The 26,011-nt window shown below is 34.8% G+C and carries 22 protein-coding genes and 1 tRNA gene; 7 read left to right on the forward strand and 16 right to left on the reverse strand.

What is annotated here, in order from left to right; all coding sequences use genetic code 11:
- Positions 1-262: 262 nt before the first annotated feature.
- Complete coding sequence (locus JOD96_RS12180; RefSeq protein WP_209564542.1) at positions 263-2,110, reverse strand: endonuclease; 1,848 nt, start codon at positions 2,108-2,110, stop codon at positions 263-265.
- Positions 2,111-2,465: 355 nt separating this feature from the next.
- Positions 2,466-3,980, reverse strand: coding sequence for a hypothetical protein (locus JOD96_RS12185; RefSeq protein WP_209564543.1), 1,515 nt, complete (start codon positions 3,978-3,980; stop codon positions 2,466-2,468).
- A 721-nt stretch (positions 3,981-4,701) separates the two neighbouring features.
- Between JOD96_RS12185 and JOD96_RS12190 the strand changes: the two genes are divergently transcribed.
- From JOD96_RS12190 to JOD96_RS12205, 4 genes are all read left to right on the forward strand, one after another.
- The gene (locus tag JOD96_RS12190) at positions 4,702-5,130 is read left to right on the forward strand and encodes a PaaI family thioesterase (RefSeq protein WP_209564544.1); all 429 of its coding nucleotides are present in this window, start codon (positions 4,702-4,704) and stop codon (positions 5,128-5,130) included.
- Positions 5,131-5,134: 4 nt separating this feature from the next.
- A complete protein-coding gene (locus JOD96_RS12195; protein WP_209564545.1) occupies positions 5,135-6,199 on the forward strand; it encodes a chorismate-binding protein in 1,065 nt (354 codons plus the stop codon).
- Between the two features lie 84 nt (positions 6,200-6,283).
- Positions 6,284-7,000 (forward strand): bacillithiol biosynthesis deacetylase BshB1, encoded by a 717-nt coding sequence (gene bshB1, locus JOD96_RS12200; RefSeq protein WP_209564546.1) that lies wholly within the window; start codon positions 6,284-6,286, stop codon positions 6,998-7,000.
- Between the two features lie 66 nt (positions 7,001-7,066).
- A tRNA-His gene (locus JOD96_RS12205) sits at positions 7,067-7,140 on the forward strand.
- Between the two features lie 294 nt (positions 7,141-7,434).
- Here the strand turns inward: JOD96_RS12205 and JOD96_RS12210 are convergent.
- The 8 genes from JOD96_RS12210 to JOD96_RS12245 all read right to left on the reverse strand — a co-directional run bounded on the left by JOD96_RS12210 (position 7,435) and on the right by JOD96_RS12245 (position 18,949).
- Positions 7,435-8,283 (reverse strand): neutral zinc metallopeptidase, encoded by an 849-nt coding sequence (locus JOD96_RS12210; RefSeq protein WP_209564547.1) that lies wholly within the window; start codon positions 8,281-8,283, stop codon positions 7,435-7,437.
- Positions 8,284-8,375: 92 nt separating this feature from the next.
- Entirely contained in the window at positions 8,376-12,062 is a 3,687-nt protein-coding gene (locus JOD96_RS12215; RefSeq protein ID WP_209564548.1) for a response regulator, read from the reverse strand.
- Between the two features lie 91 nt (positions 12,063-12,153).
- Complete coding sequence (locus tag JOD96_RS12220) at positions 12,154-12,945, reverse strand: hypothetical protein (protein WP_209564549.1); 792 nt, start codon at positions 12,943-12,945, stop codon at positions 12,154-12,156.
- A 116-nt stretch (positions 12,946-13,061) separates the two neighbouring features.
- On the reverse strand, positions 13,062-14,390 hold the full coding sequence (locus tag JOD96_RS12225; protein WP_209564550.1) for an aldehyde dehydrogenase: 1,329 nt from the start codon (positions 14,388-14,390) through the stop codon (positions 13,062-13,064).
- 76 nt (positions 14,391-14,466) lie between these two features.
- The gene (locus JOD96_RS12230) at positions 14,467-15,156 is read right to left on the reverse strand and encodes an RluA family pseudouridine synthase (RefSeq protein WP_209564551.1); all 690 of its coding nucleotides are present in this window, start codon (positions 15,154-15,156) and stop codon (positions 14,467-14,469) included.
- Positions 15,157-15,345: 189 nt separating this feature from the next.
- Complete coding sequence (gene panB, locus JOD96_RS12235) at positions 15,346-16,164, reverse strand: 3-methyl-2-oxobutanoate hydroxymethyltransferase (RefSeq protein ID WP_209564552.1); 819 nt, start codon at positions 16,162-16,164, stop codon at positions 15,346-15,348.
- 50 nt (positions 16,165-16,214) lie between these two features.
- Positions 16,215-17,411, reverse strand: coding sequence for an SH3 domain-containing protein (locus tag JOD96_RS12240; RefSeq protein ID WP_209564553.1), 1,197 nt, complete (start codon positions 17,409-17,411; stop codon positions 16,215-16,217).
- A 110-nt stretch (positions 17,412-17,521) separates the two neighbouring features.
- A complete protein-coding gene (locus tag JOD96_RS12245; RefSeq protein WP_209564554.1) occupies positions 17,522-18,949 on the reverse strand; it encodes an L-serine ammonia-lyase in 1,428 nt (475 codons plus the stop codon).
- A gap of 320 nt (positions 18,950-19,269) precedes the next feature.
- Here JOD96_RS12245 and JOD96_RS12250 point away from each other — a divergent pair, with 320 nt between their 5' ends.
- From JOD96_RS12250 to JOD96_RS12260, 3 genes are all read left to right on the forward strand, one after another.
- Positions 19,270-21,420, forward strand: a complete 2,151-nt coding sequence (locus tag JOD96_RS12250; RefSeq protein WP_209564555.1) for a cation:proton antiporter — start codon at positions 19,270-19,272, stop codon at positions 21,418-21,420.
- Positions 21,421-21,510: 90 nt separating this feature from the next.
- Positions 21,511-22,188, forward strand: coding sequence for a DUF2625 domain-containing protein (locus JOD96_RS12255; protein WP_317195292.1), 678 nt, complete (start codon positions 21,511-21,513; stop codon positions 22,186-22,188).
- Between the two features lie 31 nt (positions 22,189-22,219).
- A complete protein-coding gene (locus JOD96_RS12260) occupies positions 22,220-22,585 on the forward strand; it encodes a glyoxalase (RefSeq protein WP_209564557.1) in 366 nt (121 codons plus the stop codon).
- Positions 22,586-22,590: 5 nt separating this feature from the next.
- On the opposite strand, the gene JOD96_RS12265 is transcribed toward JOD96_RS12260, so the two are convergent.
- The 6 genes from JOD96_RS12265 to JOD96_RS12290 form a co-directional block, all read right to left on the reverse strand.
- A complete protein-coding gene (locus JOD96_RS12265; protein WP_209564558.1) occupies positions 22,591-23,274 on the reverse strand; it encodes a 2'-5' RNA ligase family protein in 684 nt (227 codons plus the stop codon).
- A gap of 5 nt (positions 23,275-23,279) precedes the next feature.
- Complete coding sequence (locus tag JOD96_RS12270) at positions 23,280-23,648, reverse strand: iron chaperone (RefSeq protein WP_209564559.1); 369 nt, start codon at positions 23,646-23,648, stop codon at positions 23,280-23,282.
- Positions 23,649-23,732: 84 nt separating this feature from the next.
- Positions 23,733-24,200: an SRPBCC family protein gene (locus JOD96_RS12275; RefSeq protein ID WP_209564560.1), complete on the reverse strand. Its 468-nt coding sequence runs from the start codon at positions 24,198-24,200 to the stop codon at positions 23,733-23,735.
- 101 nt (positions 24,201-24,301) lie between these two features.
- Positions 24,302-24,802: a DUF1772 domain-containing protein gene (locus JOD96_RS12280; RefSeq protein WP_209564561.1), complete on the reverse strand. Its 501-nt coding sequence runs from the start codon at positions 24,800-24,802 to the stop codon at positions 24,302-24,304.
- A 90-nt stretch (positions 24,803-24,892) separates the two neighbouring features.
- Positions 24,893-25,474: a TIGR00730 family Rossman fold protein gene (locus tag JOD96_RS12285; protein ID WP_209564562.1), complete on the reverse strand. Its 582-nt coding sequence runs from the start codon at positions 25,472-25,474 to the stop codon at positions 24,893-24,895.
- A 3-nt stretch (positions 25,475-25,477) separates the two neighbouring features.
- Complete coding sequence (locus JOD96_RS12290; protein ID WP_209564563.1) at positions 25,478-26,005, reverse strand: GNAT family N-acetyltransferase; 528 nt, start codon at positions 26,003-26,005, stop codon at positions 25,478-25,480.
- Positions 26,006-26,011 lie beyond the last annotated feature (6 nt).

The following is a 26,011-nucleotide window of genomic DNA, read 5'->3' on the forward strand; positions in this document are numbered from 1 at the left end:
TCGGCTATTATAAATTTCGCAGATTTATTAAAATAGCATCCGTAATATGATTTGCCACATCTGAAAATCTGTACTTAAAAATTAAAATCCAGAGAAAATAATTCAAAATCAAAACATCATAATTTTATCCATCTCTTAAAAACAAATCTGCAAAATTTACGAAACTTTGGAATACACAAAAAAATCATTATCGTGAAAATTCTTTCACCGAAACAAAAAAAAGCGGCACTTTGCCGCTTTTTAGTTCTGGATAATCTAATTTTTAATTAATTATGATCTTCTTAAACGATGTTTTTTCCCCTTTTATGATTTTAATAATATAGATTCCGGAAGGAAGATTTTGAACCGAAACTTCAGAAGAAGCCGCATTTTGTTTCTCGAAAACTTTTTGTCCGGAAAATGAAATGATTTCAATGGAATAGGGAATATCAGAATTGCCAAATTCAATATTAAAATTTCCATCAGAAGGATTTGGATAAATTATGATTTCATCAGAATCAGAAACCAGTTCTTCTTTTACCGCTATTGCTGTTTTACTAGCCAGATTGTTGCACGTATCGCTTGTATACGAATCCCATTGTGTACTCAAATTAAAAGAAGTACTTGGAGAAGTTACAGTCGATTTTCTTCTTAAAGTAACATCGATAGCAAAATTGGATGTTCCGCCATTAAAAGTCCCTATGATATCGATTAAAACCCCGTTTTTAAATAAACCTACAGCGTCATTACCATTAAAAGCCAATTCTGTTGCTGTAGTCGAAATATTGGCTGCACTTGTAGAAAAACAGGCAGATGAAATCAAACTATTTACAATTACAAATTTGCTTCCGGTTGTTAAAGTTCCGCTTAAAGCCAAACCAGTACTCCATGTACCTGCACCATTTGTTTGTTTTTTAATAGTGTAACCTGATAAGCTTACAGAACTTCCTGTGTTGTTTGCAATTTCCAGCGCTTTGTTATTTCCGGATCCTTCAATATACTCAGAGAAAAGTAAATCTGTTGCAGTTCCTGTGCCGCCACCGCTGTTTGTGGTAACCGAAATAGTATTGCCTGAAGCAGAAGTATTTCCGGCAGCGTCTTTTGCCTTTACATAAATAGTATAAGTTGTAGAAGCTGTTAAACCAGTAATAGTTGCTGTTAATGTAGAAACTGTCGTTTTTAAAACGTTGTTTGCATAAACATTATAACCTGTTACACCAACATTGTCTGTAGAAGCATTCCAGGCAACTGTAATTGATGTCGAAGTTTTTGTTGTAGAAACCAGACTTGCCGGAGCAGTAGGTGCCTGAGTATCTGTAGAAGAAGTACCACCCCAAATCTGGTTCACATATTCCGGATGATCAATATATGGATTTCGGTTATTTTGACGAGCATAAATAGCATTATTTCTTGCAATTTCTCTTGCACTTACAGGATCCTGGGCATGCCACGCCAAAAGAACATTTAAGAATGCAGTTGTAAATACTTTGTTGGCTGAACCATCAAACATCGGAAAAGAATAGCCTGAAACCGTATTTTCATAACGGGTTGCAAAGTAAAAATACATTCTGGCAATATCACCTTTAAAAGCGTTTACAGGTTCAAAAACAGTTCCTGAATATCCGGAAACAGCACTTGATCCCAATTTGCTTCCGTTTTGAGAAGTATACGTTGCAGAACTTACAGTTCCGTGCGGATAATTGGAACGGATTCCGTTTACTTTTCCGTCTGTTGGTGTTATAAAATGCGCATCGGCAACCATTGGAGATTGCTCATTAAATACAGATTGCGGAATAATATGCTCTCTGTTATAACAATCGCCCTCTACAGAATAAGTACCACAACGCTGTGTTGTTCCCGTGGTATAGGTGTAAGGATCTGTTCCGGATGGATTTTCAGAATACATGTCTAAAATTGTTCCGTCATTTTCATAAAAATTATCAACATCAGAAGTTAGATAAGTAGTGTACAATCCTGCATAACCATTATTGGTGTGATCTTTAATGATGTTGTACAATTGTGTTTTTAAGCTATAACCTGTTCCGGTTGCAGTGTTGTAGTAACCACTCGGAATTTGGGCAAAGCCTGCCGTTATAACGAATAAAAAGAAAAAAGAGTAGAGTTTTTTCATAAAAATAGTTTAAGATTTGGTTGCATACTAAATTGATTTTAAGAATCTTAATTTAGTAATTGTATCGAATTTACTACTTTTATGAATACGCGGAGTTAAGAAATAATTATTTTTAGGTTGAGATTTTTGCTACGAATGCGCTAAGTCACAAAGTTTATTATAGCCAGAGATTAAAATATTAAAAAGTATTCTGTTCTTTTTATGTCATTCGACGAAGGAGAAATCTTCTCGCGAAGCTCGACAAGATTGGTGATTTGCTGTGTAGAACTTGCGAAGATTTCTCCTTCGTCGAAATGACAATATGCGTAATCATCGTTAAAAAAAACTTAGCGACTTAGTGCCTTTTGACAAACCTTTACTTTGGAAAAACAGCACTCTGATAAGCACCCAAATCTGGAGGTAAAGTCCGTGTAATTCCTAAAATATCTGTCGGAATTAGATACGCCTGATTTCCTTTCGCGAAAGCGGCAGAAGTATTATCAATATTAAATTTATTCTGAGAAACATTATAAAATTTCGGGTTTTCATTTAAAATAATTTGGTTGTAATGAACCGCATCATTTTTAAACTGATAATCGGGATTTGTACTTGAACTGCTAAATTTCAGCAAACAATTATTTAGCTGATATACAAATTGAGCATTGGTGCTTTTGTCTAAATTAAATTCATTTGTACTGGAACCATAAATAATACAATTATTAAAGGTAGCCTGAGTCAGATCCTGGGTTTCGGGAGTTGCACCTGACAGTTTGTTGCTTATGTTAACGGCAAAATGTTCGCTATTTGGCCAATTGTTGTAAAAAGTAGAATGCGTAAAACTGTAATCTCCACCATAAACGCAAGATAAGCTGGCTAAACCTGAATAATTGATCACGAGATTTTCTCCATTGATTCGCGAATTTTGAGCTAAAATGCCATATTGAGAACAGTTGTAAATTTGTGTGTTTTTGATTTGAATAGTTGTTGCAGTCTGATTTTTAATAGATAAGCCGATTTTTGCATTCTTTAAAGTCAGATGATTTATGGAATGATTTGCACTTCCGTCAGACAAAATAACAGAATTCCATTGTCCCGGAATATCAGAATAAAGAGGTTCTAAGCGGTCGCCTTCAAAAACAACTTCATTTTCTAATTTTTCGGTTGCAGAAACTTCTCCGTTTATTTTTAATGAAGCATTTTTATCTACAAAAAGACCGGAATTAGCATGAAAAAATACTCTCGATCCGGCTTCAAATGTTGCGGTTTTATTTTCAGGAACGCCTGCAAATCCGTAAATAACATACGGTTTATCATTTGTAAAAAGGAGTTCGTTTCCGTTAACAGCATCATTTTCATCCAAATAAAAACCATCTGTTTCTTTACCATCGATCTGAATTTTTTCTTTGGTGCCGTCGGGATTTTGTTTTGGATATAAAAAAACGGCATCCTGAATTAAAGTAACCAGAGCGACTTTTTGAAGATTGGCCCCGCTGTCAAATTCTATTTCATCAGTATATAAAAAATCGACAGGATCGGCGTCTGTGATATCGGCAGTGGTTTCTATAAAAACATACAAACTGTCTTTTGCCAGAAGCGTTATATTATTGAATATTTTTCCGTTGTTTCCGCTCATTCCGTCAACCGTCATTCGGTATTTTGAATTTAATCCTTTTTTAAGCTGGATAACGGGAATAGAAATATCTTCTTTACTATCATTATAAACTTTAAGCTGGTAGGTGCTTGAACCAATATTTTTAAAAACGGTATCCAAATAAACAGTGTCTCTTGAGAACTTTAAATTTCCGGAACTGGCAACTGTATCAAAATCAGTACGGCATGAACTGACGGCTAAAAGAATCCCAAAAATAAAGAGTACAAAGTATTGGCGCATTTTGAATATGTTTATGTTTTGCCACAGATTAAAAGGATTAGAATGATTTTTGCATGATGCATAAAAAATTAATCTCTGACTATCTGTGAAATCTGTGGCATAAAAAATCTTCTCTGCCACAGATTAAAAGCATTAGAATGATTTTTTGCATAATGCATAAAAAATTAATCTCCGATTATCTGTGAAATCTTTGGCATAAAAAATCTCTCTGCAACAGATTAAAAGATTAGAATTATTTTCGCATAACGCATAAAAAATTAATCTGTGACAATCTGTGAAATCTGTGGCATAAAAAAATCTCTCTGCAACAGATTAAAAGATTAGAATTATTTTTGCATAATACGTAAAAAAAATAATCTGTGACAATCTGTGAAATCTTTGGCATAAAAAAATCTCTTCGCAACAGATTAAAAGATTAGAATTATTTTCGCATAACGCATAAAATTAATCTGTGACAATCTGTGAAATCTTTGGCATAAAAAATCTCTCTGCAACAGATTAAAAGATTAGAATTATTTTTGCATAATACGTAAAAAAAATAATCTCCAACAATCTGTGAAATCTGTGGCATAAAAAAATCTTCCCTGCAACAGATCAAAATTAATGTTTTTGTAAAAATAGGAAAAAACTAATTTGTTTGTAAGATGATTTTTAATTTTAAATCTATTTTCGATTTGTATCTCATCTTTTCTTTAATTTTACGATTTTAAAGTTTATCATAATGAATTATACAAAAGAACAAATTATAGCATACTGCAACGATTTTTCAAAAAACACCTTAATGGAAACGCTGAAAATCGAATATATAGATGCTGGTGAAGACTTTTTGGTTGCAAAAATGCCAGTAAACCCTTCAGTTCATCAGCCAATGGGATTGCTGCACGGAGGTGCTTCAGTAGCTTTGGCCGAAAGTGTTGGCAGTGCTGCATCACATTTTTTTATAGATCCAAAAGCACAGGAAGTCCGCGGAATTGAAATCTCGGCAAATCACCTAAAAAGTATTCGTGAAGGTTTTGTATTTGGAACCGCAAAAATTATTCACAAAGGAAGAAGTATCCATCTCTGGGAAATTAAAATTACCGATGAAGAAGGGAATCTGATTTCGCTTTGCAAATTGACGAATATGGTTTTGGAAAAGAAAAGGGAATAAGGTTATGAATCCATTTTTCTTAAAAATTGCAAATCATAAAGAACAGAACCTGCCATTTGTACTTTATTCAAAACCCAATACTTCGAATCTTATTGGAATTTTACAGCAAAATAATACTTTATACCACGTATCAGATTATAGCGAAAAAGGATTTGTTTTTGCTTCTTTTGATGAAAAACAATTGATATTAATCCCAGAAAGTGAATCGGAAATTATAACTGCCGAAAAAGAAACAACATCATTTAATCCCATCGAAGCCGATGATCAGAATTTTGATCCTGAGGCCAAATTTCAATATGAATATTTAGTGGCGCAGGGAATTCAGGCTATTAAAAACGAAGAGTTCAAGAAAGTAGTTTTGTCTAGAAGTGAAGATGTACAATTGGCTGAATTTGATTTTATAGAAACATTTCAGCATTTGGTACAATTGTATCCGGCTACTTTTTGCTATTGTTTTTTTCATCCAAAAATTGGGCTTTGGATGGGAGCAACGCCCGAAAAGCTATTAAAAGCAAATGGAAATGTTTTTGAAACTATGGCTTTGGCAGGAACGCAAAAAGATAATTTTGAAACTGAAATTGTCTGGCAGCAAAAAGAAAAAGAGGAACAGCAATATGTAACCGATTTTATAGTAAAAAGACTGAAGGAATTTGCGGCTTCGGTTGTAGTTTCAGAACCTTATAGTCTTAGAGCCGGATCAATATGGCATATTAAAACAGATATTTCGGGAGTTTTAAAGAATAATTCTACTCTGGAAGAAGTAATTGATACTCTGCACCCAACACCGGCGGTGTGCGGGCTTCCAAAAAAGAAATCAAAAGCTTTTATCTTAGAAAATGAAAATTACGACCGAACTTTTTACACAGGATTTTTAGGTGAGTTAAACAGCAGTTTTGAAGGAAATACAGCGAGTTCTGATTTATTTGTAAATTTACGCAGTATGCAGATACAGGAAAACAAAGCCATTTTGTACATGGGATGCGGCGTTACCAAAGAAAGTATTCCTGAAAAAGAATGGGAGGAAAGCGTCAATAAATCCATGACGATGAAAAGAGTTTTAAAGAAATAGTTTCAAGTTTCAGGTTTCACGTTCTGTTGGCAACTTGAAACCTGAAACAAAGAAAACCTGAAACAAATAAAAATAAAAACACACATGAAATTAGATATATTAGCCTTTGGTGCACATCCTGATGATGTAGAACTAGGTTGTGCCGGAACTATTCTGAAAGAAGTATCGCTTGGCAAAAAAGTAGGTATTGTTGATTTAACGCGAGGCGAACTCGGTACACGTGGTTCGGCAGAAATACGCGATCAGGAAGCTGCCGATGCGGCAAAAATATTAGGCGTTTTGGTTCGTGAAAATTTAAAGATGCGGGATGGCTTCTTTGTGAATGATGAAAAACACCAGTTTGAGGTTATCAAAATGATCCGAAAATACAAACCGGAAATTGTCTTATGCAATGCAGTTGATGATCGCCATATTGATCACGGAAAAGGAAGCAAGTTAGTATCTGATGCTTGCTTTTTGTCAGGATTAATGAAAATTGAAACTTCGATTGACGGAGTAAATCAGGAAGCATGGCGGCCAAAAATAGTCTATCATTATATTCAGTGGAAAAACCTCGAACCTGACTTTGTAGTAGACATAACGGGTTTTGAGCAGAAAAAAGTAGAAGCAGTTTTGGCTTATAAAACACAATTTTATGATCCGAATTCTAAAGAGCCTGCAACGCCAATAACGAGTAAAAATTTCCTGGAAAGCCTAAATTATCGTGCGCAGGACTTAGGAAGGCTGGTTGGGAAAGATTTTGCTGAAGGTTTTACGATTGAAAGATGTTTGGCAGTCAATAGCTTAGGAGATTTAGTGTAATTTTTTCGTTTTTTTCTTTGTAGAAGTAAACCTTTGTTATATATTTGCACTCGCTAAGCAAAAATGGTGGTTGTAGCTCAGTTGGTTAGAGTAGCGGTTTGTGGTGCCGCGGGTCGCCGGTTCGAACCCGGTCAGCCACCCAGAAATTTAAAGCCTTGAAGAAATTCAAGGCTTTTTTTGTGCAATTAACTTTTTATCCGCAAAGTTTGTCATCCTGACGAAGGAAGGACCACACCAGAAACTCCACACAGTTAGTCCGCATCTTGTAACGAAGCAACACAAGAAAACTCCTTATATTTATTCTGTTTGTTTGTAGCCAATCTTTGTCGAGTTTCTGGTGTGGTCCTTCCTTCGTCAGGATGACATGACCAAAAAAAAAAGCATGATGTTTAAATCATGCTTTTTAGTCGGTTTATTATATTTGGTTTAATGTATTATCTAATCTCCTCAAAAGTAGTTCCTTGTTTTATATCACCTGAATCGAAGCCTTTTTTGAACCAGTACATTCTTTGTTCTGATGTACCATGGGTAAATGAATCCGGAACGATATGGCCCTGCATTTTACTCTGAATAGCATCATCTCCAACGGCATTTGCTGCACTCAAAGCTTCTTCGATATCACCAACATCTAAATTTTCTTTATTGTAATGTGTCCACACACCGGCATAGAAATCTGCCTGCAGCTCTAATGCAACAGAGAGTTTATTTGCTTCGGCTTCACTTTTTCCTTCCTGTTCCTGACGCATTTTGGTCGATGTTCCTAATAACGTCTGGATATGATGACCAATTTCATGTGCAATAACATATGCAATAGCAAAGTCACCGCCTTTGGCTCCAAATTTCGTTTTTAATTCTTCAAAGAAAGCCAGGTCCATATATACTTTTCTGTCGCCGGGACAGTAAAAAGGACCCGAAGCAGACGATGCCCCACCGCACGCTGTCTGAACAGAACCTCTAAAAAGTACCAATTTTGGTTTTTCATACGTCATGCCATTGTCAGCAAATATTTTGCTCCAGATATCCTCGTTGTCAGCCAGAATAACTCTGACAAAGTCTCCCATTTCCTGGTCTTCCTTGCTTAACGGTGCAGCAGCTTCAGTTTGTGGTTGTCCGCCTTGCATCTGCTCTAATACATTCCCTACGGTTTGGCCGGTTTCACCACCAAAAACATTCAGCAACAAAATAATTATACCGATAACCCCGCCTCCAAGAGCTACTTTTCCGCCAGAAACACCTCTTCTGTCTTCAACATTATCACTTTGTCTTCTGCCTAGCCACTTCATATAGTATTGTATTAACGATTATTATGATTTTAGTTGTACGAATTTATAGATTTTTTTGAAAATAAAGCAACACAAAACGAATTAACTTTAGGTTATTTTACCCATTTGGATAAAGCCTCTTCTACAGTACCTCGAATAATAGGTTTTGAGATATAATCATTCATTCCGGCAGAAATACATTTGTTTCTTTCGTCTATTTCCGCGCCTGCCGTAACGGCAATAATCGGAATATTTTTGCCTGTCAGCGTATTTCTGATAGCTCTTGTTGCTTCATAACCATTCATGATTGGCATCTGAATATCCATAAAAACCAAATCAGGATTAATAGTTTCGATTTGGTTTACAGCTTCATAGCCATTTTCGCATTCATAAATTATGGTGTTGATATTAAGGTTTTTTAATATTGTCTTTAGCAAAAGCATGTTTACTTTATTATCTTCAACTATTAAAATGCTTACTTTTTTCTGGCTGGAATAATAATCTAAATCGTATTCCTTACTTCTTGTTTTTGATACAATCTGATATTTTTCATTAATACTTTTATGACTGATGTTAAGATTGATATCAAAATAAAATGTGCTTCCGTGATCGATCTTGCTTTTTAACTGCAAACGGCTTTCCATTAAAGCCAATAATTGATTCGATATAGTAAGTCCTAAACCTGTGCCTCCAAATTTTCTGGTGGTAGAACTGTCTTCCTGAGAAAAAGCCTTGAAAATTTTCTTTTGGTTTTTCTCCAGAATACCAATTCCAGTATCAATTACAGCAAAACGAATTACATAATTGTCTTCTGATTTTTTCTCTATTACAGAAACGTTTAATTTGATAGAACCTTCATTTGTAAACTTAATGGCATTTGATAAAAGGTTAATCAGAATCTGTTTTAAACGAACAATATCTGTCCAGATATATTTAGGAACATTTGGGTCTACGTTCAATTCCAATTGAAGGTTTTTTTGATTCGATTCATAAACAATTAAATCAAAGATCTGCCCCAGAATTTTCTGAATGTCATACAGATCTATAAAGAGCTCTAATTTTCCGGCTTCAATTTTAGAGAAATCAAGAATATCATTTATAATTTCTAATAAGGAATGAGCTGACTGATTGATCGTTGTCATATATTTTTCCTGAATTTCTCCAAGATTCGTTTTCATCAGTAAATGAGTAAATCCGATAATACCATTTAGCGGCGTACGAATTTCATGCGACATATTGGCCAGAAAATCAGATTTCGATTTATTGGCAGCTTCCGCCAGTTCTTTGGCTTTTATCGCATCTTCACTTTCTTTTATTTTTGCGTGATTCCTGTTTCGCTCCAAAGTCGAGGAAATATTATTGGCAAGTGTCTGAAATATATAGATTTCGTCTTCTGTCCATTTTCGTTCCCGGGTACAATCGTCAAACCCTATAAAACCCGAAAAGTTATTATTGGAGTACAAAGGCAGGATCAGGATTGATTTGATTTCGTTGGTAACCAGTAAATTTTTGAAAAATGTGTCTTCAAGTTCCCGGGTTAGTGTACTAAAGACTTTTTTGTTTTGTGAATGCGTAATTATTTCTTTTAAATTATCTTCTGTAAACTGTTGTAATTTGGTAATTTGATGTTTTATTCCGTCTTTTGACCATTTGTGTTTCTGGCTGATGGTCTGGGTTTCAAAGTCTTTTTCGTAATAAAATATATGGTCTACATTTGAAGCTTCACCTATAATCTCATAAGTTTCCTCAAACATTTCTTTGGTACTTTTACTCATCAAGAACTTTTCGGTGCAAAGGGCCAGTGCCGAGAGTAATTCACTTTTCAGTTCCAGTTTTTTTTCAGCCTTAAGTCTCATTTGAGACGAAATAGCAAGTGAGATAACGTCAGATATCGTTCTGGCATAATTTATATCTTCGTTGTCCCATTCTCTTTTTTCATCTGTGCTTTCAAAACAGGCAACACCTGCTAACTGCCCGTTTAAGAAAATTGGGACATCAAGCATTGATTTTATTTTGTTTTTAGTGAAATATGCCTCTTTGAATTCTGATGTTTCTAATTTATTAAACACATCAGGAGCATTTATAATAGCCTTATTTTTTAAGGTTTCAAAGTAAATTGGATAGGATTCTTTGTCCAGGATATTTTTGTCATTTAACGTTTGGTTATCTCTGCTGAATATATTTTTGCAGGTAATAATATCGTCAGTATACCTCCAGAAACTAACTCTGTTGGTTCGTGATACGGTTGCCGCTTCCTTAATGATATAATCTATGACAGTTTTAAAATTACTGTAATTTCTAAAATCGGTTGTCGATAGTTTTTTGGTTGAATTATTATAGGCCTCAATTTTTTCCAGACGCCGTTTTTTCTCGTTTTCGATGTTTTTTATTTCGGTAATATCTCTCGCAATACCTGCAAAACCAATTGTTTGTCCCAGGTCATTCTTCCGGATTATTACCTTTTGCGAAACCCATAATTCTTCTCCGTTTCTCTTTAAAACCGGAATTTCGATCGTAGGATAATTTATTTCGTTTTGTTCTAAGTTTTCATAAAAATTAACAGCACTTTTGATGTAATCTTCATGAATAAAATTAGAGTAATGCTGCATTAAAACTTCCTCCTCAGAGTAGCCCAGAATAGAAAATCCGAATTCATTTACAAAGGTAAAATACCCGTCAACATTCATTTCAAAAATAATATCAGTTGCCGTCTGAATCAGGTTTTTATATTGATCCTGAACAATTATCTGTTCAGTAACATCCTGCCCAATACTGATAATCAGATCATCAGAAAATTTTTTGTCTTTCCATTGAATGTATTTGTATTCTCCGCTTTTACTTTTTAATTTCTGGATGTACAGCTTATCATCAATCTGTTTCTTGTTGTGGTTTTTCTTCACAAATTCCTTGTCTTCGGTAAGTTTCCAGAATTTCATAGCCATGACTTCTTCCGGCAGATAACCCAAAACGGAAGTAATAGTTTCGCTGCAAAACAATATTTCTCCTTTTTGATTGGTTGCTATTGTTAGTGAATTTCCTTTATGGACAATTTCATTTGTAAACCTGAAACTATCATTGCTATTCAGTAAAACAGCATATTTTACCTGATTGACAATAGAAATAAGGATAGAAAAATTGATTAATAAGATCGACGATTTTAACGGAATTAAGTGAAAAACAACCGTTGAAATCAAAAAAGAAAAAGTTATTCCAACAAAAATCCAGTAAATTTTTATCGGTTTTAGAATATTATAAGAAAAGAAAAAGGAGATTAAAAATACAATAATCGGAACAACATCATTGGGAAGATAAATAATATTGCGGGCAATGTAACAGAAATAAATGAAGAAAAAGGCTATGAATATTGTTTGAATCCGATCTCGCAGAAATTTTATTTTATCGGTTAGCAAATAACCTAATAAGACAGAAAATCCCATAGACAGATTTACAACCAGTAAACTTTTGGGCCTGATCTTAAAGATTTCGTTGATGATTTCCATCAGGATCATCGCAATTCCAAAAAACAAAATATAGAGCTGGTATTCTCTTCCGGCAGTATCATCGTCTTTCTTCTTTTCGATGAAATAGCCAATTTTTGCCTTAATTCTAAAAAACTGATAAATCAGTAAACTAAGAAATCCAAACAGGGATAATCCTAAAATGATGAGTTTAGGATTGTTATAAAAAATAATAATATCAGAGTTAAATACGAACCAGTTCAATCCGTTTGATTTCAGGACATTTCCAAAAATGGAAATTCCTGAAATCAATGAATTAAAACAACTATAGTTTTGTACCATAGTATCTGGTTATGTTTGTTAAGTAAATAGCTTGTGAATTTCTAAATACAGATTTGGTTAGGTTCTTGTTGATTATTTAGAAATTTATAAATTACTCAAAATCCGACTGACCAATAGAATCAATAGAATCTTCGTCATTAATATTAAATATGGCGCTATAAATAGCGTATTTTACAGAATAAGTTATCGGAATAGTAAACACAACTCCAATACAACAGCCGATAAGCCCAACAGTAGAGGCCAGTCCTGCAACGATAAAAAGAAGCGCAATTACCAAAGGCTGTTTGATTACTACAATGGCACTTGATTTTATAGCGTCGATAGCGTTTAAATCTCCAAAAATGATTAATGGTATTGTCAATGAGGTGAAGAACGTTATGATAAAAGTTATAAAAGCATCAATAACAGGAATTCCCAAATAACTAAATACTACAGATATTACACCACCGGTTAGTGAGATTAATAATGTTGAGATAAAAAGCGGAGCAAAATGACGGGAATTATAGTAGCTAAAAATCGTTGAAACGTTAAATTCCTGATCCTTATCAGCGCAATCTGCCATTTTAAGAAAACCGGCTGTAAAAGGACTTAAAAGCGCAGCTACAAAAGTTATAACCAGAGTATAAATAATTAATACGGCACCGGCAGGTTGTTCATTTTGAAGACTTTTAAAGTATTCTTCAGTAAAATGTTCAACCCCATATAATGCAACAAAAACTCCTCCACCAAGAAAAATCGCTATAATTGCGAATACCAATAATATCAATCCTGCATAAAGTGCGATTTTTTTGTAGTTTTCAAAAGCATGGTTAAAAACGTTTGAAAAATCTAAAGTATAGCCATTTTTCCTAATGTCTTCGATTTGGTCTAGTGTAGATTTCATTTTTTAAGTAAAGTTGTTTTATAATCTTTTTTTAAATATTATTCAGACGTAAATATAATATTTTTAATCAATTCCGTATAAAAATCGACGAAACATTACGAAATTGTTTTGAGAAGCTAAATCCAGTCTAATAAGCGTTTTATGGAAGCTAATTTGTCCTTGTAAGGTGCATAACGCATAGGGAGATCCAACCAGTTTCCTTTTTTGACAACTCCTTTGTGATGAGAAAAAATATCAAAGCTCAGTTTGCCGTGATAAGCACCGATTCCGCTTTGGCCAACACCGCCAAAAGGCAGTCTTTTATTAGAAAAATGTACAACAGTATCATTAATACAGCCACCTCCAAAAGAGTAAGCTGAAATTAATTTGTTTGTAAAACTTTTATTTTCACTAAAAATATAAAATGCAAGAGGTTTCTCATATCTGGTAACCACATTTTCTATTTCAGTTTCAGTCTCATAAGTCAGGATTGGCAAAATTGGTCCAAAAATTTCTTCTTTCATAACAGGACTGTCCAGATTGGGTTCTTCTATGAGAGTAGGAGCTATATATAATTTGTTTGCGTCAGTTTCTCCGCCAAAAATTACTCTTTCAGGATCAATCATGCTCACTAACCGCAACCAGTTTTTTGTATTTATGATTCGGGCAAAATCAGGTGATTTTTCCATTTTGTTGCCGTAAGCTTTTGTGATTTCTTCCATCATAAAAGAGATGAAATTGATTTTCATGTTTTTCTGAATCAGAATATAATCGGGGGCAATACAGGTTTGGCCTGCATTGATAAATTTTCCCCAGACAATTCTTTTGGCAGCGAGTTTTAAATCAGCAGATTCATCAATAATACAAGGGTTTTTTCCGCCAAGTTCAAGTGTAACAGGCGTTAGGTTTTCCGCAGCGGCTTTGGCTACAATTTTACCAACTGCAATGCTTCCTGTAAAGAAAATATAATCCCAGCGCTGTGACAAAAGCTGAGTTGAAACTTCAAGACCGCCTTCTACAACCTCGACATGATTTACGTGAAAGGTTTTTTGGATAATTTTCGCAATGACGGCAGAAGTATGCGGAGTAAGCTCTGATGGTTTTAACACTACTCTGTTTCCTGCAGCAACAGCAGATATAAGCGGGCATAACGCAAGTTGAAACGGATAATTCCAGGGAGAAATAACCAAAACCTTGCCGTAAGGCTCTTTGTAAATATAATCAGTAGAAGGGAAATTGAGCAGAGAAGGAAGAACGCGTTTTGGCTTAGACCATTTTTTAATGTTTTTTATAGTGTCTTTCAGTTCTGAAATGACATAATTTGTTTCTGTTAGTACAGCTTCGAATTCAGGTTTTTTAAAATCATCGTACAAAGCTTTTACAATTAAATCTTCGCTTTTCTGAATGTTATACAATAACTTTTTTAGCGTTTCTCTTCTGTATCCGATATCGTTTTTGTAGTCCATTTTATGATTAACTTGAATTTTTGCCTATGCAAGTTAATTTATAAAATTTAAAAAATTAAGAATTATATCATAAAAATCAAAGCGCGTTCCAGATTGTTTCGTCCGGAACAGGAGCAATAATGGTCATGCTTTCCTTTGAAACGGGATGTACAAAAACTAATTTTCTGGCATGAAGATGAATTCCTCCGTCGGGATTGCTTCGGTCAAAACCGTATTTTAAATCTCCTTTTATCGGAGATCCAATTGCAGCCAGCTGGGCACGAATCTGATGATGACGGCCGGTATGAAGATTAATTTCCAGCGCTACATAATTCTGTAATTCCTTAAAAACAGTATAATCCAAACTGGCAACTTTACTATCGGGAACTTCTTTTAAATGAGCTTTTGAAGTATTGTTCTTTTCGTTTCTTTTTAAAAAATGAACCAATTTGGCACTTTTCTCTGCGGGTTTATTTTTAACAACCGCCCAATAGGTTTTTTGCGTTTCACGGTTACTGAACATTTCGTTCATTCGCGATAAGGCTTTGCTGGTTCTGGCAAAAACAACAATTCCGGTTGTGGGTCTGTCCAAACGATGAATTACACCCAGAAAAACATCTCCGGGTTTGTTGTATTTATCTTTAATGTATTCTTTTACAATGTCAGATAAAGGTTTGTCACCGGTTTTATCACCCTGAACGATATCTCCAACGCGTTTATTTACTACGATTATGTGATTGTCTTCGTGTAATACCTGGAGATTGTTTTTATCTGAAATAATTTTCATTGGAAAAGTATGCGGATTTTAGATTGATTATAAGTTAGGGCTAAAGCCTTGTAGATGAACTAAAAAAAAGCCCTCCGGCCAAAGCCGAAGGCTATTTAATTTAAACCTTTGTACCTATGTTGCTTTCAACCTTATACCTAAAAAAAACCTTAGAATCTTAGAGCCTTAGCAACTTAGAACCTTAAAAGATTAATATTGTTCTTTTTCACTAGGAAAATCACTCGATTTGACATCAGCAGCATACTGACCAATTGCTTTAGTCATTTCTTCGTATAAATTTAAATAACGACGTAAAAAACGAGGACTGAATTCATTGTTCATTCCCAACATATCATGAATAACCAAAACCTGTCCGTCGACACCGCCGCCGGCTCCGATTCCGATAACAGGGATCGAAATACTTTTGGCAACTTGTTCTGCTAAATGAGCAGGTATTTTTTCTAAAACAACTCCAAAACAGCCAATTTTTTCAAGCATTTTGGCATCTTCAATTAGTTTTTCTGCTTCCTGTTCTTCTTTGGCACGAACGCTGTACGTACCGAATTTATATATTGATTGTGGCGTTAAACCCAAGTGTCCCATAACAGGAATTCCTGCGTTTAATATTTTTCTGATAGATTCCTTAATTTCTTTTCCGCCTTCTAATTTTACTGCGTGTCCGCCGCTTTCCTTCATAATTCTTATAGACGAACGCAAAGCCTCTTTAGGGTCTGACTGATAACTTCCGAAAGGTAAATCAACTACAACCAAAGCTCTTTCAACAGCACGTACCACAGATGAAGCATGATAAATCATTTGGTCTAAAGTAATAGGCAAAGTCGTTTCGTGACCTGCCATAACATTTGAAGCAGAATCACCGACCAGAATCACATCAACTCCTGCGGTATCAACAATTTTGGCCATTGTATAATCATAAGCGGTAAGCATAGAGATTTTTTCTCCATTGCTTTTCATTTCGATTAATGACTTTGTTGTGATTCTTTTATAATCTTTTTTTGCTACTGACATTTTATTTTTTTTTGATATTGTAAAAGTATTGAATAATTATAGATTGGGAATCAGCAGTAAAAGAATATTTCGACAGAAAAGAGCTTTCCGTCTTTGAATTCTATTCTAAACTGGCTGTCTTCCATAAGGATAGAATAATTATGTGGTGATTTTATCGAAGCTTCAATATAAGTACCGTATTTTTCAATGAAAGCTTTTTCAGACAACGTATGGTCTAAAACTGTATTCGGATTTAGTAGAAATTTATTGTTTTCATTGATATAAATTTTTACAATTTCGGCCTGATTTTTATTTTCATCTACAGAAGACTCCAAATCAGGATAATAATAAAATAAATCACTTAAATAAATTCCGCATTCATCGCCAATGCTGACTTTTTTGGTTGGTTCGCCAAACACTTTCAGCAAATCTTTTTGAGAAAGATATAATGATTTGGTTTTTGTACCTTTTAAACTAAACTCGGCTTTTTTTACAAAAGCAATAATTTGTTCCGGTAGTTTATGTTTGGCCAAACCTTTGGTTATCGCAATATTCAGTTCAGTTTCGGCAATTAATTTGGGATCATTTAATTGTTTGACAACTTCGTAATATCTTTGATAAGCGTGATCAAATTTTGAATATTCGCTGTTCCATGCCAATTCTACAAGTCTTTCGCTTATTGTTTTGCGTTCTGTAAGTGCATTGGGGTCTAATTTATCAAAATCTTTAAGTAAGGTTTCAAAATCAGGTCTTGGCCCGATAAATTTACGTAAAGTGTATTTTGTATATTCTTCATCAAAGTTTCCATTTATATTAACCCATTCCTCCTGGTTTAGAGGAACATAATTTATCGAAACAGGATCTCCTGCAAACAAGGTTTCCCTGATTTTGGCATTTTTATCGGGTAATGCCCTGGCTTTTAAACTAGCAACTAAAACAAAAAGATGATTTCCTCCATAATAATGATCCCCGCCTTCGAGTATTGGGTTTTCAGGATCTTTTACTTTAACATCCTTAGCGTTTAATCTTGTTGCAACAAATTTGTCCTGAATAAATCCTTCATTAAAGTTATCGGCCTTTACTTTATACCAGCCATTTTTACTCTCGGACAATAATCTAACTTCTGCACCATATTTAAAATAACCCAGAAAATCTGAAGATGAATTTGGCGAAGTATAAAGTCTCGTGTCTGAATTAAGAAAATAACGTTCCTGAGAATGCAATAAAACCGAGCAGAACAAGGCAATAAAAAAGTAGAGTTTTTTCATTAAGAAGATTTTGTTTTTTGCCACGAATTACACGAATTGCATTAATTTTTATAGCATTGAGAAAAAATTAATTCGTGAAAATTAGTGTGATTCGTGGCAAACGAATATGTTTAGCAATCGGCCATGTTTACCGCAATAGCAAGTCCGCCTTCTGAGGTTTCCTTGTATTTTGAATTCATGTCTTTTGCCGTTTGCCACATCGTATTAATTACTTTGTCCAAAGGCACTTTTGCATTTTTAGAATCTGTTTCCAAAGCCAGTTCGGCTGCATTTATTGCTTTTATGGCACCCATCGTATTTCTTTCGATACATGGTATCTGAACCAAACCGCCAATGGGGTCACAAGTTAAACCAAGATGATGTTCCATAGCAATTTCGGCAGCCATTAAAACCTGAGCCGGGCTTCCGCCCATTAATTCGCAAAGTGCTGCGGCAGCCATTGATGACGAAACGCCAATTTCGGCCTGACAGCCGCCCATCGCTGCAGAAATTGTAGATCCTTTTTTAAAGATACTTCCGATTTCTCCGGCTACCATCAGGAATTGTTTGATTTCTTTTTCGCCGGCATTATGGTTTTCTATGACCAGATAATACATCAAAACAGCCGGGATTACGCCGGCACTTCCGTTGGTAGGTGCCGTAACAACACGGCCAAGAGATGCATTTACTTCATTCACGGCAAGTGCAAAACAACTTACCCATTTTAGGATCTGGCGAAATTTTACCTCTGTTTTTCTGATTTCTTCAAGCCAGGTTTGTGGAGAATTATAATTTGATAAACCAATTAAGTTTTGATGCATGTCAAAAGCTCTTCTGCGTACGTTTAAGCCACCGGGAAGAATTCCTTCAGAATGGCAGCCAATGTACATGCATTCGAGCATTGTATTCCAAATACGCATCAGCTCTGAATGAATTTCTGCTTCTGGGCGCATTGATTTTTCGTTTTCATAGACGATTTCAGAAATCATTTTGTTTTCTGAAACGGTGTAATTTAAAAGTTCTACCGCGTTCTGAATCGGAAAAGGAAATGCACATTTTATTTCTTCTTTTATTTTGGCATTTGTACGCTCTTCTTTTACTACAAAACCTCCGCCTATAGAATAAAAAGTAGATTCATATTCAGAATTATCAGCTTTATAAGCAGTAAATTTTAATCCGTTGGCGTGAAACGGAAGAAAGTCTTTATTGAAAACGATGTCCTGAAGAAAATAAAACGGAATTGTAAGCTGATTACCCAGATTGATCTCGTTTTTGGTTTCAATGTTTTTGATGATTCCGGCAATATTTTCAACCGGAATATATTCCGGATCCTGCCCGCTTAAACCCAGCATTACTGCTAAGTCTGTTGCATGACCTTTGCCGGTCAGAGAAAGTGATCCGTATAAATCTACTTTTACTCTTGTGACCTGCTCTAAAATAGCTTCATTTTTCAACTCTTCCAAAAATCGTTCCGCAGCACGCCACGGCCCAAGAGTGTGCGAACTTGAAGGCCCAACACCAATTTTAAGCATATCAAAAACAGAGATACATTCTTCCATTGTTCAATTTTTATAAAGACAAAGATAATTGAATAATGCAAAGAAGTTTTGTTTTCATTTGTTAATGTTGCGGTTTTGTTAAAAAAGATATTAAATTTTAGTAATTTGGCAATGAAATAAATTTAAATGCTTAATATAGGGCTTTCGTAAAGAGTTCGAGCTTTTTTTCGGTATTTTTGCAAGGAACAAAACACTAAAGAATTTGATTTTTTTAAATCCTTTTAAGGAAATCAGTAAACTAAAACTTCTGCGATTTCATTTTAATTAATGCGTCTTTTACGAAAAAAATTAAAATACCACAAAGAAGATAAAATTACACTATGATAGAATTTTTCAAGCATTTATTACAAGAATTCGAATTGCCATTAAATAATCCGGTATTAATCTTTTCGCTTATACTTTTCATTATTTTACTGTCTCCGATTTTATTAAAGAAAATAAACATACCGGGTATTATAGGATTAATAATTTCGGGTGTTGTCATTGGGCCACACGGTCTTAACATTCTGGCAAAAAATTCGGCAGTAGATTTATTTTCGACCATCGGGCTTCTGTATATTATGTTTATTGCAGGCCTTGAACTTGATATGAATGAATTTAAAGCCAACAGAAACAAAAGTTTACTGTTCGGATTATTCACTTTTATATTTCCGCTTACAATTGGTTTTCCCGTTTGCTTTTATTTGCTTAATTACGATTTTAATGCCAGTTTCTTAACGGCCAGTATGTTTGCAACGCATACATTGGTTGCGTACCCAATTGTGAGTAAATTAGGAATTGCCAAAAATCAGGCGGTTGCCATAACTGTCGGAGGAACAATTTTGACAGATACTGCTGTTTTGATTATTCTGGCAATAATCATGGGAAGTAATCAGGGAAACCTGAATCAGGCTTTCTGGATAAAATTAACCGTTTCGCTGGCTATTTTTTCTGCGATTATGTTTTTGGTAATTCCAAGAATTGCAAAATGGTTTTTCAAGAAACTGGAGAGTGAAAAACATGCACATTATATTTTTGTGCTTTCTGTTGTTTTTTTCGCAGCGTTTTTGGCCGAAGTAGCAGGAGTAGAGCCAATCATCGGAGCTTTCGTTGCCGGTCTGGCATTAAATCCTTTGATCCCGCATTCTTCTGCATTAATGAACAGGATTGAGTTTATTGGGAATTCATTGTTTATCCCGTTCTTTCTGATTTCTGTGGGAATGCTGGTGGATGTAAGCGTGATCCTGAGTGGCCCAACGGCATTGATTGTGGCAGGAACACTGAGTGTTGTAGCTATTTTTGGAAAATGGATTGCGGCGTTTTTTACCCAGATTGTTTTTAAATATACAAAAACCGAAAGACAGCTTATTTTTGGTTTGAGCAGTGCACACGCGGCTGCAACTCTTGCTGTAATTTTAGTAGGGTTTAAAGCAAAGATATTAGACGAAAATATCTTAAACGGAACTATTATCCTTATTTTGATAACGTGTATTGTGGCTTCTTTTGCTACAGAAAAAGCAGCTAAGAAAATTGCAATCTGCGAAGAAGAAATCTCTCATGAAGATGCCAATAAAGAAAAGATTTTAGAAGAACATATTTTAATACCCCTGGCAAAAACATCGGCAACTTCGACTTTGCTGGATTTTGCACTTTTGATAAAAGATAAAAAATCGGGCAATCCGATTACGTTGTTAACGATTGTGCCGAATAATGATCAGGCTGAAATTAATATTCTGAAATACAAAAAAGCAGTTGATAAATTTGTAATTCAGGGTTCAGCATCAGAAGTTAAGATTAATACAATAGCCAGAATTGATCATAATCCGGCTAGTGGAATCGCAAGAACTTCAAAAGAAATCATGTCTGATATTGTGATTGTAGGCTGGCCGAGAAAAACGGGTTTTCTCGATAAAATATTTGGAGAAAACGTAGATTCTATCATTAATAACGTAGACAAAAGTTTATTTATCTGTCGATTCGGAAGGCCTTTTATTGAAGAAAAAAGACTAGTGTTTATTTGCCCGCCATTTTCAGAAAGAGGAGTTGGATTTCAGTTACTGCTTCAGAAAATATGTCGTTTGTCGCAGGAATTAAGCATTCCGATTGTAATTTATGCCGAATATAAAAGCCACCAAACAATCACACAGATTGCAGCAAATTTAAAGCTCAGCGCCAAATTAGGTTTTAAAAGCATTTTGAACTGGGAAGATTTTGATTCGATTTCTGATGAAATTAAATCAACCGATTTAATTGCTTTTAACTTATCCAGAAAAGGCTCTGTTTCCTATCAGTCCATTTTTGATAAACTGCCACAGAAATTCGAAAAATCATTCCCGGAAAACAACCTGATCCTGGTTTATCCGCAGGATGATAATAAAGTCACTTCTATGGATGCTTACGAAGATTTTAGTGCAACACCGCTTACTAAAAGTATCGAAGCAATTGAACAGATTGGTAGAGGTTTGGGAAGTATTTTGAAAAAAGGTCAATAAAATAAAGCAACAGTAATCTAACTCATGAAGCAAAAGAACTTTATAATTTTCGTACTATTTATAACTTTCACTGTAACAGCACAAAATAAAATGAAAAAAGCCGATGAGCTTATAAATAAATCAGACCCGGCCTGGACGCTTGTACAGGACTGGATAAAATCGGCTAAGAATAAAGTAGAAATTTTGCCCGCAGATCCTGTGGCAGCAAAAGACGCATTGTACAAAACGCAGGTTACTACCAGTTCACCAATGGGAGCTGTTGTTTTTATGACAGGCGGACTTTTGATAGATGATGGCTGGATAAGAATTTTAGGTTCAGGAAATGCAAAATTTAACCGCACGCTTCCGGACTGGAATAAAGGCAAGTCATTTAAAGAGTTTGGCGAAACTCCTTCATTTATGATAATTGCAGATGATGCCATTGGAGGATTTTATATTTTAAATGGCGGTGGTTTAGGAAAAGACTTAGGCAAAATTTATTATTTCTCACCAGATAATTTAGAATATGAGCCACTTGATGTTACCTATTCGGAGTTTTTGCAATTTTGTTTCTATAATGACCTGAATAAATTTTATGACGGAAACAGGTGGAAAGAATGGAGAGAAGATGTTGCGAAGATAAAAGGGGATGAAGTTTTTAATTTTTATCCGTTTCTTTGGACAGCAGAAGGAAGTGATATCAATAAAAGTTCAAGAAAAGTAATCACGATTGATGAGCAATATGCTTTGAACATGGATTTGAGAAAACAACTTGGGTTTGATAATTAGAATTGTGAAATACTATTTTAAATAACTGAAAATGGATCATAATATCAAATCAATCCGGCCATTTATTGGTGCAAAAAATTTCAAATTATCGAGAAGTTTTTATTCTGATTTAGGATTTGAAGAAACGGTTTTGGCACCCAATTTTTCTGTTTTCAAAACCAATGAAATTGCATTTTATCTTCAGGATTATTATGCAAAAGAATGGATAGAAAATACCATGATTTTTTTGGAAGTTGATGATGTTGACCGCTATTATGCAGAACTGCTGGCTTTAAATCTTTCCGAAAAATATTCGGGAGTAAAATTGACACCAATCCGTAATTTAGAGTGGGGCAGGGAATGTTTTTTGCACGACCCCTCGGGTGTTTTATGGCATTTTGGTGCGTTTAAAAAATAGCTCAATTATCTCAGGCCAAATTCTCCCAGAATTTTGGTATTGCTTTTTCGCTGATACCAGTCATTGTAAACCAACTCGAGCTTTTTTACGGTCAATTCGCCAAAATCATAATCACGAAATTTTTGTATTACCTCTATCAGTTTCTCGGGATTTTCCGGCTTTTCCTGAAAACGCATAACCGTCGAGTGCGCAGTAGAAATGGTGTAGCGACTGTCTATACTTTGTTGTAATGTTGAGTTTTTGAAATTCTCACGCAGCTTATTTCTAAAATCATCAAGAGTATCATCAGTTGGAAATCCCTGAATCATAATAGCAGATGCAGATGCCGTAACACCCCTAAACCGAATTCTGATTCTGTCTACATCAACCATACTTTTGCAGATTGTTTCGATATAATCATTTGGGGAGATCTGATCTAAACTAAACTTCTCCGAACAGGAAATGATAGACATAACCGTAATGTGAATATCAGAATCAGGATAGAAATATTGTGTAGGGTCAGCCTCTTTTAATTCCTCTAAAAAAACGACAATATTAGCCTTTATTTCTTCGCTCGGGCGAATAAGCAATGTTATCCCGAACCTGGAATCAGATTCGTTTTTAATATCAGAATCTATAGCATACTTTCCGGCTAAAATTTCGACAGAAGATTTTTTATAAAGCTGATCGTAATGTTCGGTTAAGTTCATTGGGATTATTTCTTTTTTCCTTTTTCTAAATTTTCCTTGACCCTGAATTTTACAATTTTGGAAATCAGGTCAAAAGGCATTGGATCTTTTAAAGGAAATTGTACAGAACCTTTTCCTGATTTGTATTTTGAAAGTTCTGCTGCAAAAGCTGCATGCCCGGTTGGCAAAGCATATAAACCAATATGATTCTTAAAGGCGGCAAAATAAACCACAATTCCGTTTTGGTCAAAAGCCGGCATAGCATAACTGATTTTTTCCTTTGCATCCGGTGCCGCTTTCTGAATCGTCATTCTGATTTTTTCCAGAATTTCCTGCACATCATTGGGAAATCCTCCAATGTATTCGTCTATATTTTCGGGTTTTTTTGTGTCCATGGTTTTTTTGTTTTATAGTTTCAGGTTTCAAGTTTCAGGTTCAGCTTGCTGTACAAAACCTGAAACCTGAAACCCGAAGCTTTTTTACGCAATCCCTTTGGGAAAACGATCCAAAACGAGATTAAGCTGGATATGATGTTCTAAATAGGCTTTTGCTCCGGCTAAAACCAATGTAAAACCTTCTGTTGAATTTCTCACCTGATCTATAATTGTATCAGTATCGCCCTTAAAACCGGAATTGGTAATGCTTACAAAAGTTTCATTTTCATTTAGCGGGGTAAAAACCCATTCTACCAAAGTGATTTCATCGGAGTTTCCCCATTCAACAACAATTTTCTGATTTTCTTTTACCACTTTTGTAGTGACCGTTAGCGAAAAGCCATACATTTCCCAGGTCCACTCTGTAGATTTGTCTTCTTCTAATTTTCCTGAACCTTTGGTAAACCAGAATTTACTTGTGATTTCGGGATCTATAAACGCCTGAAAAACTTTAGAAACCGGTTTTCTAATCAGCATTTCAGCTTTTGCGAATTTGTTGTTTTCTACTTTCATGCTTTTTATAGTTAAATGTCATTTATAAAAAATGAAACAGATTCATTGCTTAGTAAGATTGTGAAAGCTTTAAATGTTTTTAAGCCTCTAATTTAATGAAATTATACCTTTAAAAAACAGCTAATAATTAAAACTATGAAGGAAACTACAGACGCAATTGTTCTGATAAGATGAAAATTATTCCATTTCGCTTCAAATTTGCTGCGTAAAAAAACGGCATCTTCCGATGTAATATTAGACAAATCTGCTTTGTCAAGCATTTCGTTGAGAGGGATGTTTCCTAATATTGTCAGAAGAAAAACACCTGTAAAATAAATTATACCAGCACATATTATCAGTCGGAAAACCACAGAATTTGATTGGTTAAAATAGGCCGATATGCCAGCAAATAACAAAGGACCAATAAAAATTAAGTAAAAAAACGGATTTAGGATACTACGGTTCATATTCTGAAAAGCTTTTAGGTAGCCCATATCGTCAAGTCTGCCAATTCCAGGAACTACAGCATTGCTCCAGGTGAAAAAAACACCGGCTAAAAGCCCTGTAAATAATGTAGCTAAGAGTAGTGTAATTGTTTTTGTATCTATAATAAAAGTGTCCATAATTTAATTGTTTAAGTATCAGATAAAATTAGAGATATTTATTAGCAGAGATTTGTTTGAAAAGCAATGTTATTTGTCTGAAAAGAATTTTTACACTTCCTTCTTATCAATCCATTTTCCAACAGTTGGAGCAACATAGTTTTTCATTTTATCTAATAAATCGTCGATGTTATCACTAACCAGAAGCATTTTCTGATTTACATTTTTCAGGAAACCTTTTTCAACCATCGTATTCGTTAATTCTACTAGTGAATCATAAAAACCATCGATGTTTAAAATAGCAATTGGCTTTTTATGCAAACCCAATTGCGCCCAGGTTACCATTTCAAAAAGTTCTTCGAGTGTTCCAAAACCACCCGGAAGTGCAATCACGCCATCGCATAAATCATTCATTTTGGTTTTTCTCTCGTGCATGCTTTCTACCAGGATCAGTTCGGTCAGGCCTAAATGTGCGATTTCTTTAGAACGCAGAAAATCGGGCAAAACCCCAATTACTTTTCCTCCTTCATTTAAGACTCCATCTGCTACAGCGCCCATCAAACCTACATTTGCCCCGCCATACACCAATTCTATATTATGTTTTGCCAAAGTTTGCCCCAACAACGTTGCCTGCTCTTTATAAATAGCTTCATTTCCAAAACTGGAACCGCAAAAAACTGTAATTCTTTTCATTTTTTATTTTTCTATTTCGTAAACAAAATTATAACGTGAAGGCTCATTGTAATAAGCTACTTCTTGTTCGTCTATTTTCTTTGCACCTAATTTTTCTATGGCTTTTTGCGAACGATAATTTTCTGCTCCGATATGAAACTTAATTTTGTCAACCGCTTTAAAAGAATAATCGAACATCATTTTTTTTACCTGAGGATTAAATCCGGTGCCCCAGTATTTTCTTCCATAAAAAGTATAGCCAATAAAAACACTTTTGTTTTCCGGCTCATATTCATAAAAACGTGTGCTTCCTGCAATTTCATTTGTTTTTTTATCAATAATCAGAAACGCACCTTTACTTTCAATGGCGCCTTCAAAAAAGTTTAAGAAAACGTCTCTTTCGTAACGATTTTTATTTGGATGCTGTTCCCAGATTAAGGGATCAGAAGCCACTTCATAAAGAGCTTCAAAATCAGTTTCTTTTAAAGGAACTAATTTTACAGACTCATTTTCCAGTATTTCCGGCTGTAAGTTTAAAAGTGGTGTACTCATTTTTTA

Origin of the sequence: Flavobacterium sp. 1355, from assembly GCF_017833415.1 — a bacterium.
Taxonomy (GTDB): Bacteria; Bacteroidota; Bacteroidia; order Flavobacteriales; family Flavobacteriaceae; genus Flavobacterium.